Origin of the sequence: Pseudomonas sp. NPDC090201, assembly GCF_044746825.1 — a bacterium.
GTDB classification, from domain to species: domain Bacteria; phylum Pseudomonadota; class Gammaproteobacteria; order Pseudomonadales; family Pseudomonadaceae; genus Aquipseudomonas; species Aquipseudomonas putida_AD.
The window spans coordinates 172,594-188,978 of the sequence record NZ_JBIVCX010000007.1 but is presented as its reverse complement, the minus strand read 5'-3'; the positions used below and the strand labels follow the sequence as shown (position 1 = coordinate 188,978).

The following is a 16,385-nucleotide window of genomic DNA, read 5'->3' as shown; positions in this document are numbered from 1 at the left end:
CGCCCAAGGCATGGGAATCAGCTCACTGCCACCCAAACTTCCTGACGTAGAATCCCTTCACCGCCTGAGTCAGCCCCACATACGCCAGCAGAATCACCGGCAGGATGACGAAGTACAGCGGTGGCAATGCCTGCAACTTGAAGTAGTGCGCCAGCGGCCCCATCGGCAGGAAGATCCCGACGGCCATGATCACCCCTGTCATCACCATCAACGGCATCGCGGCCCGGCTTTGCAGGAACGGGATTTTCGGGGTGCGGATCATGTGCACGATCAGCGTCTGGGTCAGCAGTCCCACCACGAACCAGCCCGACTGGAACAGGGTTTGATGCTCCGGTGTATTGGCGCCGAACACGTACCACATCACCGCAAAGGTGGTGATGTCGAAGATCGAGCTGATCGGCCCGAAGAACATCATGAAACGCCCCACGTCCGCAGGCTGCCAGCGTTGCGGTTTTTTCAGCAGTTCCTCGTCCACGTTATCGAACGGAATGGCGATCTGCGAAATGTCGTACAGCAGGTTCTGCACCAGCAGATGCATCGGCAGCATTGGCAGGAACGGGATGAACGCACTGGCCACCAGCACCGAGAAGACGTTGCCGAAGTTGGAACTGGCGGTCATCTTGATGTACTTGAGCATGTTGGCGAAGGTGCGGCGCCCTTCCAGCACGCCCTCCTCCAGCACCATCAGGCTTTTTTCCAGCAGGATGATATCCGCCGCTTCCTTGGCGATGTCCACCGCGCTGTCCACTGAAATCCCGATATCGGCGGTGCGCAGCGCTGGCGCGTCGTTGATGCCATCACCCATGAAGCCCACCACGTGGCCGTTGGCCTTGAGCAGCCGCACGATGCGTTCCTTGTGGGAAGGCGTCAGCTTGGCGAACACGTTGGTGGTTTCCACGGCCACAGCCAGCTCGGCATCGCTCATGCGTTCAACATCGCCCCCCAGCAACAGGCCCTGACGTTCCAGGCCCACTTCGCGGCAGATCTTGGCGGTGACGCGCTCGTTGTCGCCAGTCAGCACCTTGACCGCCACACCATGTTCGGCCAGTGCCTTGAGCGCAGGCGCGGTGCTTTCCTTGGGCGGATCGAGAAACGCCACGTAACCGATCAGGTTCAGGTCGCTTTCGTCGGCCAGACCATAGGTGTCCCGCCCGGCTTCCATTGCACGAGCGGCGACAGCGACGACACGCAAGCCTTCGTCGTTGAACTCGGCCGTGACCTGCACAATGCGCTCCAGCAGTTCAGGGGTCAGCGCTTCATCGACCTCGCCATGGCGCACGCGATTGCAGGCGCCAAGCACCTCTTCCAGGGCGCCCTTGCAGATCAGCAGATGCGGCTGGCCTTGCTCCTGAACCACCACCGACATGCGCCGACGGGTGAAGTCGAACGGTACTTCATCGACCTTGCTGAACGCCGTACCGACTTGCAGCTCGCGATGAATTTCAACGTGTTCCAGCACCGCCACATCCAGCAGGTTTTTCAGGCCGGTCTGGTAGTAGCTGTTCAGGTAGGCCATTTCCAGCACGTCATCGGACTCATCGCCCCACACATCGACGTGGCGCGCCAGAAAGATCTTGTCCTGGGTCAGGGTGCCGGTCTTGTCGGTGCACAGCACGTCCATGGCGCCGAAGTTCTGAATCGCGTCCAGGCGTTTGACGATGACTTTCTTGCGCGACAGGAACACCGCGCCCTTGGCCAGCGTCGAGGTGACGATCATCGGCAGCATTTCCGGGGTCAGGCCCACGGCGATGGACAGCGCGAACAGCAGTGCCTCCATCCAGTCCCCCTTGGTGAAGCCATTGATGAACAGCACCAGTGGCGCCATGACGAACATGAAGCGGATCAGCAGCCAGCTGACCTTGTTGACCCCGGCCTGAAACGAAGTCGGCGCGCGGTCGGTGGCGCTGACACGCTGGGCCAGGGCGCCGAAGTACGTCTGGTTGCCGGTGGCCAGGATCACCCCGGTGGCGGCACCCGACACCACGTTGGTGCCCATAAACAGGATGTTTTCCAGGTCCAGCGGGTTGCCGGTGTCGACCTCCTGACGGCGGGCGAATTTTTCCACCGGCATCGACTCACCGGTCATGGCTGCCTGGCTGACGAACAGGTCCTTGGCGCTGAGCACACGGCAGTCGGCGGGGATCATGTCACCAGCCGAGAGCACGATCAGATCGCCCGGCACCAGTTGCTTGATCGGCAGCTCGACGCGGTGCTGTTTGCCGTTGGTGTGAGCGTCGCCCTGGGATGGTTCGTGATGACGCAGCACGGTCGCGGTGTTGCTGACCATGGCCTTGAGCGCATCGGCCGCCTGGTTGGAGCGGGTTTCCTGCCAGAAACGCAGCAGGGTCGAGAGCACCACCATGGAGAAAATCACGGTGGCGGCCTTCATGTCCTCGGTCAGCCAGGAAATGAACGCGAGCAGGGTCAGCAGCAGGTTGAACGGGTTTTTGTAGCAGTGCCACAGGTGCACCCACCATGGCAGCGGCTGCTCGTGTTCGACTTCGTTGAGGCCGTGCTGTTGACGCAGCTCAAGAGCCTGCTCTTCGGTCAGGCCGTCAGGATGGCTGCCCAGGCGGGAAAGCAATTCGGGCACTTCGCTGCCGGCGCCACGGGTCAGGGTCTGCGCCAGGGTTGGCGGCACTTCGCGGCTGACCGTGGCATCGGTCAGGCTGTCGAGCATCGCCAGGCGGCGGAAATGCCGGGCAATGTGGCGAGTGCGCAGAAAGCCTGCGAAGAACTCTTTAAGGAGGGCGAACTTCAAATCGAAGAGTTTCATGGTGTTGTCCCCTGGTCTAAAGGGCTACTACTCAAGAGACTCAGGCAGGCACGGCCTACCGCTCGCGCGCAGTTCACAAGGAACGGCGCACGACAGGCTGACCCGCACGGCCAGTAAGACCGCGCGCGTTCGTCACGCTATGAGGCGTCAGGGAAAGGACAGAAGCCCGGTCCGGTCGGACGGGGCGGCACTGCCGTTTCTCGCGTTTGTCGGCGAGATAACGGCAGTGAAAAGACTGCGCGTTATCTTGCCGAGGATTGGCCGGTCATCGAAACCGGCTGACGTCTGTCACTCGAACAAGTACCCACTGTGGGTCTCCGCATCTGTTGAAAACGGGCGAAGAATACGCCCGGCTTTTTAGAGAGTAAACCGCTGTTACAGGTCTGCCAGGACAATCGCGCAGGGCTTCAGGGAAGGTTCAGGAATGGCGCCAGGACCCGTAGGAGCGCGCTTGCCCGCGACGGTGTTGTGTCTGGCAACATTGTCGTCACAGGCACACCGCAATCGTCCGAATGCGGCCCAGAGCAAGCGCGCTCCTACAGAGACTGGGGCTGGTCTGCCTGCTAGAATGGCGCGCCTTATTCCTGCCCCAAGGCGCCGAGCATGTCTTCCTTGAATCAGGCGCTCAGCGTCGCCCTAGACAACCGTCAATCCCTGCTCGCCGAGCTGCACGCCCAGGGCACCGACTGCTACCGCCTGTTTCACGGCAGCCAGGAAGGCGCAGGCGGGCTGACCATCGACCGTTACGGCCCTCAGTTGCTGGTGCAGACCTTCCACAGCACCCTGGACCGCGAATCGCTGCTGGCCGCCCACGCTGCGATCAATGCCCGGCTGGGGCTGGACTTGATGCTGGTCTACAACGACCGCTCCCAGGGCAATTCGCGGATCGATCGTACAGACCCTGTCTATCAAGCCGACGATGCCGCGCTGGTCGATCTGGTCGGCCATGAGTGGGGCCTGAATTATCGCGTGCGCGGCCGCCATGCCGGGCAGGATCCGCTGTTGTTTCTGGACCTGCGCAACGCGCGCGGCTGGGTCAAGGACCACGCCAAAGGCAAGAGTGTGCTCAACCTGTTCGCCTACACCTGTGGCGTGGGCCTGAGCGCTGCAGCCGGTGGCGCCCGGGAGGTGTGCAACCTGGACTTCGCCGAGGGCAACCTGGCGGTGGGTCGGGAAAACGGCGAACTGAACCCGCAACTGCCAACCATGCAATTCATCCAGTCGGATTACTTCCCGGCGATTCGCCAATTGGCCGGCTTGCCCATTGCGTCCCGTCGCGGCCAGAAACTGCCCAGCTACACGCGCCTTGAGCAACGCCAGTTCGACCTGGTGCTGCTCGATCCGCCCGCCTGGGCCAAGAGTGCATTCGGCACGGTGGACCTGCTGCGCGACTATCAGAGCCTGCTCAAGCCGGCGTTGCTGGCCACAGCCGAGAACGGCGTGCTGATCTGCTGCAATAACCTGGCAAAGGTTTCCATGGACGACTGGCGCGACCAGGTCCTGCGCTGCGCCAGCAAGATTGGCCGGCCGGTCCGCGATTGCCAGGTGCTTACGCCGGGCGCCGACTTTCCGTCGCAGGACCAACAGCCGCCGCTCAAGACCTTGATCTTGCAACTCTGAGCACTCACAAGTCGCGAGGAAATTTCCCACAAGGTTTGAGGGTGTAGCGTCTGGAACCAGATTGGCGTGCCATACTCAAAGGCACCTCATATCGAGAGAGTTGGCGACTACATGCCCAAAGGATTGAAACGCGCCATTGGCGCCTTGCTGGCCGTCTTCGCCATCTACAGCATGCTGGGCTTCTTCATTTTGCCCGGCATCGCCCTGCGGGTGATCAATCAGCAACTGGCGATCTATTCCACCGAGCCTGCAAAACTCGAGCGTCTGGAGCTCAACCCCTACACGCTGGAGGTGACGCTCTGGGGCCTGAACATCGGCGCGCCGGGCAAGGAGCAGATCGGTTTCGAACGGCTCTACGCCAACCTGCAGATCGACAGCCTGTGGACCAAGGCGCTGCATCTGGCCGCCGTTCATCTGGACAAGCCCAAGACCGAGGTGTTGTTCTCCAAAGACGGCAAACTCAACCTTGCCGGCCTGTTCAAACTGCCTGCGAGCGAACCGGCCAAGCCTGACGAGCCGCCTGCCAAACCCTTCCCGCTACGCATCGACGCCATCAGGCTGGCCGACGGTTACGTGCACTTCCAGGACCTGCGCCCAAGCGAGCCCATCGAGTTTCTGTACGACGCGCTGAATTTCGACCTGAAGAACCTCAGCACCCTGCCTGAAGACAACGCCGACATGACCCTGGTAGCCGCAGGCCCTGCGGGGGGGCAGATCGACTGGGTGGGCCGTATCAGCCTGGTGCCGATCTCCTCGGAGGGCACGCTGAAAATCACCGACGGCAAGATGAAAGCCTGGTGGCCTTACGTGCGCGACGCCCTGCCCCTTGTGCTCAAGGATGGCGTGCTGAGCCTCGAAACCCATTACAAGCTCAACCTGGCCAAGGAAACCGAGCTGCTGCTGGACAAGACGTCACTGAAGGTCGCGCCCTTCGCCATCGACGCGCCGGACGGCCGCCCGTTGGCGCGCCTGAAGAATCTTGAAGTCAGCGACACCTCGATCGACCTCGCCAGGCAGTTGGTCACTGTCGGCAAGATTCGCAGCCAGGGCCTGGAAACCTGGGCCGCGCGGGAAGCCGATGGCGAACTGGACTGGCAGAAACTGTTTGCCAGCCAGCCGTCGAAATCCGAGCAGAAAAAAGCCGAGACCGAGAAGAAGCAGCCAGCCACCGCCAGCGGTGCCGAAACGACTGCCAGCCAGCCGGCAGCGCCGAGCAAGCCCTGGCAGGTGCTGTTGCGCGACATCCAACTGCGCGATTACCGCATTCATCTGGCAGACAAGGCGCCCAAGGAGCCGGTGGCATTGGAGGTCGGCCCGCTCAACCTGGACATGACCGGCTTCGACAGCCTCAACAAGTCACCCTTCAACATCAAGCTCGACACGGGCCTGGGCAAGCAGGGCAAGGTCACCGCAGAAGGCCAGGTCAACCTTGCGCCGGTGTGGACCAAACTCAATGTCACCACCCGCGACATCGACCTGCGGGTGGCGCAATCCTATGTCACGCCGTTCATTCGCCTTGAAGTGCGCAGCGGCATGCTCAATTCCGATCTGGCCGTTGACCTGAAAAGCACCGAGCCGCTGGCACTGGGGATCACCGGCAAGGCGCAGGTCGATCAGTTGCACACGCTCGATACCCTCAAGTCCCGGGACTTCGTCAAATGGCAGCGCCTGAATGTCGATGGCCTGAACTTCCAGCTCGGCGACAGTCTGAGCATTGCGACGATCAACCTCGACCAGCCCTACGCCCGCTTCATGATCGCCGAAGACCGCACCACCAACATCGACGACCTGCTGATTCCGCAACCGGCCGATGGTGCGCCGGCCCCCGCGACGAAAGTGAAACCGGCTGCGCAGACCAAGACGGCACAAACTGCGGACAAACCGATGGGCATACACATCGGTCAGGTCAACATCAACAACGGCTCGGCCAATTTCGCCGACTTCAGTCTCACCCCCAACTTCGCCACGGCGGTGCAACAGCTCAACGGTACCATCGGCACCCTGGATAACCGCCAGGACAAACCGGCGCCTGTGGATATCAAGGGCAAGGTCGACCGCTATGCGCCTGTCACCATCAAGGGCGCGCTCAACCCGTTCAACCCGCTGGCCAGCCTGGACATCGCCACCAGCTTCAAGCGCGTCGAACTGACCACACTCACCCCCTACTCCGGCAAGTTTGCGGGGTATCGCATTCGCAAGGGCCGGTTGAACCTGGACCTGCATTACCTGATCACCAAAGGTCAGCTCAAGGCCGAGAACAAGGTGGTGGTCGAGCAACTGCAACTCGGTGAGAAAGTCGACAGCCCCGACGCGGTGAACCTGCCGCTGAAACTGGCGATTGCCCTGCTCAAGGACGTTGATGGCAAGATTTCCATCGAGCTGCCTGTGACCGGGGACCTGAACAATCCGCAATTCAGCGTGATGCCCATTGTCTGGCAGACGCTGCGCAACCTGATCGTCAAGGCGGCGGCCGCACCCTTCAAGCTGATTGGCGGGCTCATCAGTGGCGGTGGCTCGGAAGACCTGGGCACGGTGGCCTTCGCGGCGGGCTCCGATGAGCTGAGCCCGGAGGCGCAGGCGTCGCTGGACAAACTCGCCCAGGCCCTGCAAAAACGCCCGACCCTGCGGCTGGAAATCGAAGGCACCAGCGCCGAGGCCAGCGATGGTCCGCTGATTGCCCAGCAGCGGCTGGAGCGTGAGTACCAGAGCACGTATTACAAGATCCTGCAGCGTCGTGGCGACAAGGTTCCGGCCCAGGCGGCGGACCTGAAGGTGCCTGACGATGAAAAGGCGCCAATGCTGGACGGCATCTATCGTACCCGGCTCAAGCAGCAGCCACCGGCCGAGTGGGTCGATCTTGGCAAGGAAGAGCGCCAGAACAAACTGCGCGAGGCGGTGCTCAAATCCTGGAGCTCCAGCGCCCTGCTGCTGCGCCAGCTCGGCCAGGCCCGTGCCGGCAGCATCAAGGATTATCTGGTGGACAAGGGACAATTGGCCGATGACCGGGTCTATTTCGTCGATGCAGCCCTCGGCCAACCGGAAAAAGACGGCCGCGTCATCAGCCCCCTGCATCTGGACAGCGAGTAACGACACTTGAAAAGCGTTTTGACAAGATGCATCGCGATGATCGGCCTCGCCGCACTGAGCGGCCTGAGCCAGGCGGACACCTTGCGTTGTGGCAGCCAGCTGATCAGCGCTGGCGACCGAATGTTCGAAGTGCAGCAGAAATGCGGCCAGCCGATCAGCCAGGACATCATCGGCTACAAAGAGACGGTGAACCACTTCCGCCAGGTCGATCAGGTGCAGGTTCAGGAATGGATCTACGGCCCGAACAACGGGATGTATCAGTATCTGCGGTTCGAGGGTGGACGGTTGATAAGGATCGACAGCAAGCGCGGTAAGTGATCCGGGAGGCGCGACCGACACCGGATATCGGATCACCTATAAAACCGTAGCAGTCCGGCTTGCCGGCGATGGCGATCTCGAAGGCGCCCCCGCCGGCAAGCCGTGCTGCTACGGGGCACTACACCAGCCTCTGAAATCGGATCACCCGCGGAACCGTAGCAGCACGGCTTGCCGGCGGGGCGATTTCTGGGGCGCCGCCGGCGGGTCTGACGATCAGCGCTCGTGCAGGGCTTCGGCGCGGGCCTTGAGGACGGGCTTGAGCAGGTAGCTGAGGATGCTCTTCTTGCCGGTGATGATGTCCACCGAGGCAACCATGCCCGGGATGATCAGCAACGGATGATCGTCAGTACCCAGGTGGCTACGGTCGGTGCGCAGCTTGATGACGTAGAACGTGTTCTTCTTCTCTTCATCCTGAATGGTGTCAGCGCCGATCTGTTCCAGCTTGCCTTTGAGGCCACCGTAAATGGTGTAGTCATAGGCGGTGAACTTGATCATCGCTTCCTGGCCCGGATGCAGGAAAGCAATGTCCTGCGGACGAATGCGTGCTTCCACCAGCAGCGTGTCATCCAGCGGCACGATTTCGGCGATGTCGCTGCCCGGCTGGATCACACCACCCACGGTGTTGACCAGCATCTGCTTGACGATACCGCGCACCGGCGAGGTGACCATGGTGCGGTTGACCCGGTCTTCCAGGCCCTTGGCCGTGGACTGCGCCTTGGACAGGTTGGTACGGGCTTCGTTGAGCTGAGTCAGAGCGTCACTGCGGAACTTGCCGCGAGTCTCGTCGATCTTGCGCTGGACCTCGGCGATCGCCGCCTGGGCCCGAGGGATCGCCAGGGTAGTGCCGTCCAGCTGGCCGCGAGTTTCAACTTCGGAGCGCTTGAGCCGCAGGATATCCACCGGCGATACCGCACCCTGAGCCACCAGTGGCTCGGACATGCCGATCTCCTGACGCAACAGGTTCAGGCTGTTGCGGTACTGCTCCTGCTTGGAGCCGAACTCGCGCAGTTCCTGCTGGCGCTGAATCAGTTGCTGTTGCAGGCCGCCCACTTCGTCCACCAGTTGCTGACGACGGCTCTGATACAGCGACTCTTCGTTGGCCGCCTGCTTGGGCGCGGACTTGCGAGCCTCAGGGCTGATGTTCAGCGGACGGTCATCGACCTCGGCGCTCAGACGCTCGACGCGCAGCTCCATGGCCACGCGATCAGCTTCGGTTTCGCCGACGTTGGATGCAAAGCGCGTGTCGTCCAGGCGAATCAAAGGTGCGCCAGCTTCCACGATCTCGCCGTCCCGGGCGTAGATCTGCGCGACGATGCCGCCCTCAAGGTTCTGGATTTTCTGGATCTTGGTCGAAGGAATCGCCTTGCCTTCACCCTTGGTCACTTCGTCGATCACCGCGAAGTTGGCCCACAGTACCAGGAACACGAAAAACAGGATGACCGACCAGATGGTGATACGCACGATACGCGGTGCGTCGTCGACCAGGGCTTTCTTGACTTCGGGCATCGGCTGGCCGTCGAGCGATGGCGAGCCCTTGAAGTAGCCGAAGATACCGCCGCCGGAGTTTGGACCCGATTTAAGCAACACTGATCTGCCCCTTCTTCAACGCTTCCATCACGGCGGCTTTCGGACCGTCGGCAAGAATCTGGCCACGGTCGATCACCAACAGGCGGTCCACCAGAGAGAGCAACGAGGCCCGGTGTGTCACAAGAATCACGGTCTTTTTCTCGATAACGGCTTGCAGACGCTGCTTGAGGCGCTCTTCACCGGTGTTGTCCATGGCGCTGGTCGGTTCGTCCAGCAGCAGAATCGGCGGGTTGAGCAACAGCGCACGGGCCAGGGCGACGTTCTGACGCTGGCCACCGGACAGGTTCTGGCCACGCTCGCCCACTTGCAGGTCGTAACCGAGCGGATGCAGACGGGCAAATTCGTGCACGCCGGCAAGTTCGGCGGCTTGCAGGACCATCTCGTCATCGACGTAACGGGCGCCCGAAACCAGGTTGTCGCGCAGGGTACCCGCCAGCAGCTGGATGTCCTGAGCGACGTAACCGACGTTGTGGCGCAGTTCGCTGACGTCGATCTGGCGGATGTCCACACCGTCGACCAGCAGCGAGCCTTCATCCTGTTGATACAGGCCGACCAGCAGCTTGGCCAGGGAGCTTTTGCCTGAACCGCTGCGGCCGATGATGCCGACCTTCTCGCCCGGACGAATCACCAGGTTGATGTTCTTGAGGGCCAGTTGTTCCTGGTTCGGGTAGGTGAAATCGACCCCGCGGAATTCCATCGCGCCCTGCAGGACCTGACGGCTGAGTGGACGCTCCTCGAAATTGCGCTCTTGCGGCAGCTCCATCATCTGGTCCACCGAAACCATGGTCACCTTGGCTTGCTGGTAACGGGTCAGCAGACCGGACAACTGTGCCAGCGGGCCCAGCGCGCGGCCACTGAGCATGTAGCACGCCACCAGACCGCCCATGCTGAGGTTGCCGTCGATGATCATGTAGACGCCGAAGCAGATCATCGCCACGCCAGCCAGTTGCTGGATCAGCAGGGTCAGGTTCATGGCCAGGCCAGACAGAATCTTGACTCGCAGCTCAAGACGGCTGAGGGTGCCGATGGTCTGTTCCCAGTGGTACTGACGCTCGCTCTCGGCGTTGTTGACCTTGACCGCATCGAGCCCGGCGAGGGTTTCGATCAGGCTCGACTGGCGCTCGGCGCCCAGCGCCATGGTGCGCTCCAGGGTTGCGGTCAACGGCTTTTGCAGGAAATGGCCAATGCCCAGCGCCAGCGGGAACGCGACGATGGGAATCCACACCAGATGCCCGCCCAGCAGCGCGATCACCAGCAGGATGATCAGGGTGAACGGCAGATCGATGAGGCTGGTCAGGGTCAGCGACGTCAAGAAGTCGCGCATGCCCTGGAACTCATGAATGTTCTGGGCATAGCTGCCGACCCGCGCCGGACGGAACTTCATCGCCATGCCGACGATACGTTCGAACAGGGTCGCGGAAATGATCAGGTCGGTCTTCTTGCCGGCAAGGTCCAGGCACAGGCTGCGCAGGCCCTTGAGCAAGAGGTCGAACAGGTAGGCGCCACAGATACCGGCCGCCAGCACCCACAGGGTTGCGGTGGCCTGGTTGGGCACCACGCGGTCGTAGACGTTCATCACGAACAGCGGTGCAGCCAGCGCGATCAGGTTGATCACGAAGCTGGCAGCGATCGCATCGGCGTACAGCCAGCGCGACAGCTTGAGGGTGTCTTTGAACCAGGAACGCGCGCGAGGAATCAGCGAGCCCATGGTCACGTCAAATTTGTGTTGCGGTTGGGCAAAGAACACTTTGCCACTGTAATCCTTGGCCAGCGCTTCACGCTCGACCGTCACTTCGCCGCCGTCGCTTTCGCTGATCAGCAGCCGTGCAACATCACCATTCCATCCCAGCAGAACGGCGCAGCGACCTTCTTTAAGGAGAAGCATGGCGGGCAAGGCGATTTCAGGGATCTGTTCCAGCTTGCGGACCAGAAGACGCCCCTGCAAACCGGCGCGAGCCGCAGCACGGGGCAGCAGCTCGGCGCTCAGGCGCTGGTCGGGCAACGGCAGGCCGGTGCTCAACATCGCCCGGCTCGCCGGTTTTTGATGCAAGGCGCAGAGTGTCAGCAGACCATCGAGCAACGGATCATCATGCTGACTACGCGGATCATGACCTAGTAGGGCAGAAGGTAATTCCAAGTCCACGCTGACACTCTCTTTAAGCAATTAAAAGAATCTGGCGCCTGACGCGAGCGCGTCAAGAATCAGTTCATACCCGGCAGTTTGACTGTCGGCTTTATATCATTCTGCACAACCGATGCCAGCGGAGCCACTACGCCCTGACTTTTCAGCAGGGTGCCGATGTCAGCCTGAATGCGGTACTGGGTGTAGGTCTTCAGGCTCTGCAGCTGCACCAGACGCTGTTGCGCGGTGAACAGCTCGTTCTCGCTGTCCAGCAGGTCGAGCAGGGTACGCTCTCCGAGGCTGAATTGCTGCTGATACGACGTACGGACGCTGGTAGCCCGATCAACGTACTGCTGAGCGATAGGTACTTGCTGGGAAGCGTTGTTGTAGGCGTTCCAGGCCAGGCCCAGTTCTTCGTTCAACTGACGCAGTGCGTTGTTGCGGATATCCAGTGCCTGGCTGGCCAGGTAGGACTTGGACGACAGGTCGGCCTTGTTGCTGCCACCGGCATACAGGTTGAACTGCATGCGCACCATCGCTTCCCAGCCATTGTTGTGGCCTTCATCGCCACCGACGTTGTTGTCGGCGTTGCGACCCAGGTCGAAGTCGAAACGTGGGTAGAAGGAGGACTTGGCAGCGTCGTACTGCTTCTCGGCAGCAGCGATGTCAGATTCGGCCGAACGCAGCACAGGGCTGTTCTCGAGCATCTGGCGGCGAGCTTCTTCCAGATCCGCCGGCATCAGGGCGAACGGCGCCGGCTTTTCCAGTTGATCAGGCAGCTGACCGATGGCGCTCAGGTAGTTGGTCTGGGCGTCGGCCAGGTTGGTCTGCTCGGTGATCAGGTTGTTCTGGGCCTGAGCCAGACGGGCATCGGCCTGATCCATATCTGCCATTCGTCCGACACCGCGGCTGGTGCGCAACTTGATCTGGTCGTAGATACGTTCGTGACTTTTAAGGTTTTCCTGCGCCAGGCGAACCATCTCGCGCTGGGTAAGAACATCGATATAGACCTGCGCAACTGTCAGCGCAGTACGCTCGGATGTGTTGAGCAAAGAGTAACCGCGCGAGTTTGCGGTGGCTTGTTGACGCCCAACTTCGTTACTTGTCGCAAACCCGTCGAATAGCATTTGACGCAAACGGATGGCAGACTCGCCGCGGTTCAGCGTCTGCCAATGATTGTTGTCATTCTGCGCACGCGTCGTTGGCGTGTCCGAACCCGCTCTGCCGTACCCCGCCGTGACATCCACACGAGGCAGGTAACCACCCTTGGCCGCACGGACTGCATAGTCCTGGGCAATGCGGGCGTTGACGCCTGCCTGCACCTCGGGATGAACGTCCATGGCCTTCTGCATGGCTTCTGGCAAGGTTTGTGCCTGCGCAAAGCCGACGGAGAGAACGAAAGGTACAGCGGTGAGGAGTTGCACTCGCATTTTGTTTACTTCCCGAGAACGTACTTGTTCGAAAACGCAGCATTCACTGCTGCATTGCATGAGAGTCATGAAGGAGATCGGCGGAGTCACGTTGTTCTGAAGGGCGTCTGGGAGCGAACAACCGAAATACACGATCTCAGAAAATATCAATGTGACATTACGGAAGCGATTGTTTAGGATGGCGCGGAATAGGTCAATAGTTTGGCATAAAGTTAATGTCTGACCTTGAAAATAGCAGTTAATAAATTGACGTCAAATAATTAACAATAACTAAATCAAATACTTATTTAATTGACGCCAAAGTTTTGTAGTTACTGAACACCCCAATACGAATCGGCATCCCTTAGTGACCAGTCGGCATGACGGATACCAACTGAACGGTAAACTCGGAGAGTCACCCCCATGAGCAGTGTTGTTGCCATCGTCAAAAGCATTGTTGGCCAAGTAGTCGCAGTTTCCCCGGAAGGGATTCGCCGTGTACTCATCGAGGGTGATCGGCTGCTAGCCGGCGAGCAGGTGCTGACGGGCCCGGAAGGCTCTGTCACGCTGCAATTGCCGGACGGCCGTCAGTTGGACATGGGCCGTGACAGCCAGTGGAGCTCGGAAACCCCGACGTCCACCACCAACATCGCCGAAGCCACCGCACAGGCCGCACCTTCGGTTGCCGAGCTGCAGCAAGCCATCGCCGCGGGCGCCGACCCGACCAAAGACCTGGAAGCGACCGCAGCGGGCCAGACCACCGGCACCTCGGCCGACGGCGGCAACGCAGGCGGCGGCCACAGCGTGGTGATGCTGACCGAAACCGCAGACGTGGTGAACCCGAACATCGGCTTCAACACCGCAGGCCTGAGCAACAACGCCGTGGCCGGCATTCAGGAAGACGCCGCGGTTCCCCAGCGCGAATCGACCCTGAGCCTGAGCGCCACGTCGACCCTGACCGAAGAAGGCGGCGCGCTGGTATACACCGCCACCGTGACCCAGGCGCCGCTGAGCGACCTGACCATCACGCTGTCCAACGGCTCGCAGATCACCATTGCCGCCGGCCAGACCACCGGTTCCGTCACTGTGCAGATCCCCAACGGCAACACGCCGTACCTGGACGCCCATGACATCACCACCACCATCACCGGCACCACCGGCGGTGCTGGCCTGGTCCTGACCACCAACCCGGCGCCAGCGACGACCACCATCACTGACACCATCGACACCACCGTTGCCACCATCACCGGCAGCACCCAGGTGACCGAAGGCCAGTCGGCGACCTACACCATCAGCCTGAGCAACCCGGCGCAGACCGAAGTCACCATCAACCTGACCTACAGCGGCACCGCTGCCAACGGCACCGATTACACCCAGGTGGTCAGCGTCAAGATTCCGGCCGGTTCGAGCAGCGTCACCTTTGACCTGGCGACCATCAACGACACCATTCCCGAAGGCGTCGAAAACGTCACCGTATCGATTGGCGCCATCACCGGCGGCAACTTCGAAAACGTCGTGGTCAGCGGCACCAACGGCAGCGTGACCACCACCATCATCGACAACGATGCCCTGCCAGTGGTCGACCTCAACGGTGCGGCGGCAGGCACCGACAACCAGGCCACTTTCACCGAAGGCGACAAGGGCGTGGCGATTGCGCCTGACCTCAAAGTCACCGACGTCGACAGCCCGCTGCTGCAAGGCGCCAAGGTCACCCTGACCAACGCCCAGGCAGACGACAGCCTGGTAGTCGGCAGCCCGAACGCGAAAATCACCGTCACCACGACCACCGTCAACGGCCAGATCGTGCTGACCCTGAGCGGCGCAGCCACGTCTGCCGAATACGAAGCCGTGATCAAGTCGATCACCTTCGGCAACAGCAGCGAAAACCCGAGCGCCATCGACCGCAACATCACCGTGACCGTCAACGACGGTCAGAATGATTCGGTTGCAGTCACCAGCACCGTTCACGTCGTACCGGTCAATGATGCCCCGGTCGTGACCGCGCCAACCCAGGTGACGACTGCTGAAGACACCCCGCTGACGTTCTCGGCGGCCAACGGCAATGCCATTTCCATCAAGGACGTCGATGCCAACCCGACTGACGTTCTGAAGATCACTGTCACCGTGACCGGCGGCACGCTGGTCCTGACTGGCGGCGCAACCAGCGATGCCCAGGGCCACCTGACCCTGTCCGGCACGCAGGCACAGATCAACGCCGCACTGGAAGGCGCGACCTTCACGCCGGTACAGGACTCGAACAACACCACCGGCACCGCCGGCCTGTCGATCACCGTCGACGACCAGGGCAACACCGGCACCGGCGGCGCTCTGACCGGCTCGCAGTCCATCAATATCGACGTGACGCCGGTGAACGACGCTCCAGTAGCGGGCATCAGCAACGGCACCGGGGTTGAAGACACCGTCACCACTGGCCAACTGGTCGCCAGCGACGTCGACAAGGGCGACGTGCTGACCTACACCATTGCAGCCAAGGACACTCCGGCCGGCCTGACCCTGAACAGCGCGACCGGCCAGTGGACGCTGGACGCCAGCAATGCCGCTTACCAGCACCTGGCCGCTGGCCAGACCACGACCCTGAACGTACCGTTCACGGTCACCGATGCTGCAGGCGCGACCAGCACCTCGACCTTGACCATCGTCGTTACCGGCACCAACGATGCCCCTGTGGCCAAAGCCAGCACCGGCACCGGCGTGGAAGACACCACCGCCACTGGCCAGTTGCAGGCCAGCGATGTGGACGACAACGACGTCCTGACCTACAGCGTCAAGGATGCCGACAAGCCAGCCGGTTTCACCGTTGACGCCACTGGCAAGTGGACCCTGGATGCCAGCAACGCGGCATACCAGCACCTGGCCGCCGGCCAGACTGCGACCCTGGACATCCCGTTCACTGTCACTGACAAATCGGGCGCAACCAGCACCTCGACTCTTACCATCACCGTTACCGGCACCAACGACGCGCCTGTGGCGACCGTCAGCACCGCTGCCGTGGACGAAGACAAATCCGTCAGCGGCCAGCTGCAAGCGACCGATATCGACGACAACGATGTCCTGACCTACACCGTCACCGACGCCAACAAGCCAGCCGGCTTCACCGTTGACGCCACTGGCAAGTGGACTCTGGACGCCAGCAACGCGGCATACCAGCACCTGGCCGCCGGACAGACTGCGACCCTGGACATCCCGTTCACTGTCACTGACAAGTCGGGCGCCACCAGCACCTCGACCCTGACCATTACCGTCACTGGCACCAACGACGCGCCTGTGGCGACCGTCAGCACCGCTGCCGCGGACGAAGACAAATCCGTCAGCGGCCAACTGCAAGCCACTGACATCGACGACAACGACGTCCTGACCTACACCGTCACCGACGCCAACAAGCCAGCCGGCTTCACCGTTGACGCCACTGGCAAGTGGACTCTGGACGCCAGCAACGCGGCATACC

Annotated in this window: 8 protein-coding genes; 4 read left to right on the top strand and 4 right to left on the bottom strand. The window is 61.5% G+C overall.

What is annotated here, in order from left to right; all coding sequences use genetic code 11:
- Positions 1 to 22: 22 nt before the first annotated feature.
- The gene (mgtA, locus tag ACIPOO_RS19630; protein WP_400609228.1) at positions 23 to 2,761 is read right to left on the bottom strand and encodes a magnesium-translocating P-type ATPase; all 2,739 of its coding nucleotides are present in this window, start codon (positions 2,759 to 2,761) and stop codon (positions 23 to 25) included.
- A gap of 618 nt (positions 2,762 to 3,379) precedes the next feature.
- Between mgtA and ACIPOO_RS19625 the strand changes: the two genes are divergently transcribed.
- The 3 genes from ACIPOO_RS19625 to ACIPOO_RS19615 all read left to right on the top strand — a co-directional run bounded on the left by ACIPOO_RS19625 (position 3,380) and on the right by ACIPOO_RS19615 (position 7,801).
- Positions 3,380 to 4,396, top strand: a complete 1,017-nt coding sequence (locus ACIPOO_RS19625; protein WP_400609167.1) for a class I SAM-dependent rRNA methyltransferase — start codon at positions 3,380 to 3,382, stop codon at positions 4,394 to 4,396.
- 111 nt (positions 4,397 to 4,507) lie between these two features.
- A complete protein-coding gene (locus ACIPOO_RS19620) occupies positions 4,508 to 7,483 on the top strand; it encodes a DUF748 domain-containing protein (RefSeq protein ID WP_400609165.1) in 2,976 nt (991 codons plus the stop codon).
- Between the two features lie 36 nt (positions 7,484 to 7,519).
- Complete coding sequence (locus tag ACIPOO_RS19615; RefSeq protein WP_400609163.1) at positions 7,520 to 7,801, top strand: DUF2845 domain-containing protein; 282 nt, start codon at positions 7,520 to 7,522, stop codon at positions 7,799 to 7,801.
- A 213-nt stretch (positions 7,802 to 8,014) separates the two neighbouring features.
- Here ACIPOO_RS19615 and ACIPOO_RS19610 read toward each other — a convergent pair whose 3' ends face one another.
- Genes ACIPOO_RS19610 through ACIPOO_RS19600 form a run of 3 tightly spaced genes read right to left on the bottom strand, consistent with a single transcriptional unit; the run spans position 8,015 to position 12,940 of the window.
- Complete coding sequence (locus ACIPOO_RS19610; protein WP_400609161.1) at positions 8,015 to 9,388, bottom strand: HlyD family type I secretion periplasmic adaptor subunit; 1,374 nt, start codon at positions 9,386 to 9,388, stop codon at positions 8,015 to 8,017.
- Complete coding sequence (locus ACIPOO_RS19605) at positions 9,378 to 11,531, bottom strand: type I secretion system permease/ATPase (RefSeq protein WP_274134876.1); 2,154 nt, start codon at positions 11,529 to 11,531, stop codon at positions 9,378 to 9,380. The genes ACIPOO_RS19610 and ACIPOO_RS19605 overlap by 11 nt, the downstream gene beginning before the upstream one ends.
- 59 nt (positions 11,532 to 11,590) lie before the next feature.
- Entirely contained in the window at positions 11,591 to 12,940 is a 1,350-nt protein-coding gene (locus ACIPOO_RS19600) for a TolC family outer membrane protein (protein WP_274134878.1), read from the bottom strand.
- A gap of 402 nt (positions 12,941 to 13,342) precedes the next feature.
- On the opposite strand from ACIPOO_RS19600, the gene ACIPOO_RS19595 reads away from it, so the two are divergent.
- The coding region (locus tag ACIPOO_RS19595) for a retention module-containing protein (protein ID WP_400609158.1) at positions 13,343 to 16,385 on the top strand (3,043 nt) is incomplete at its 3' end.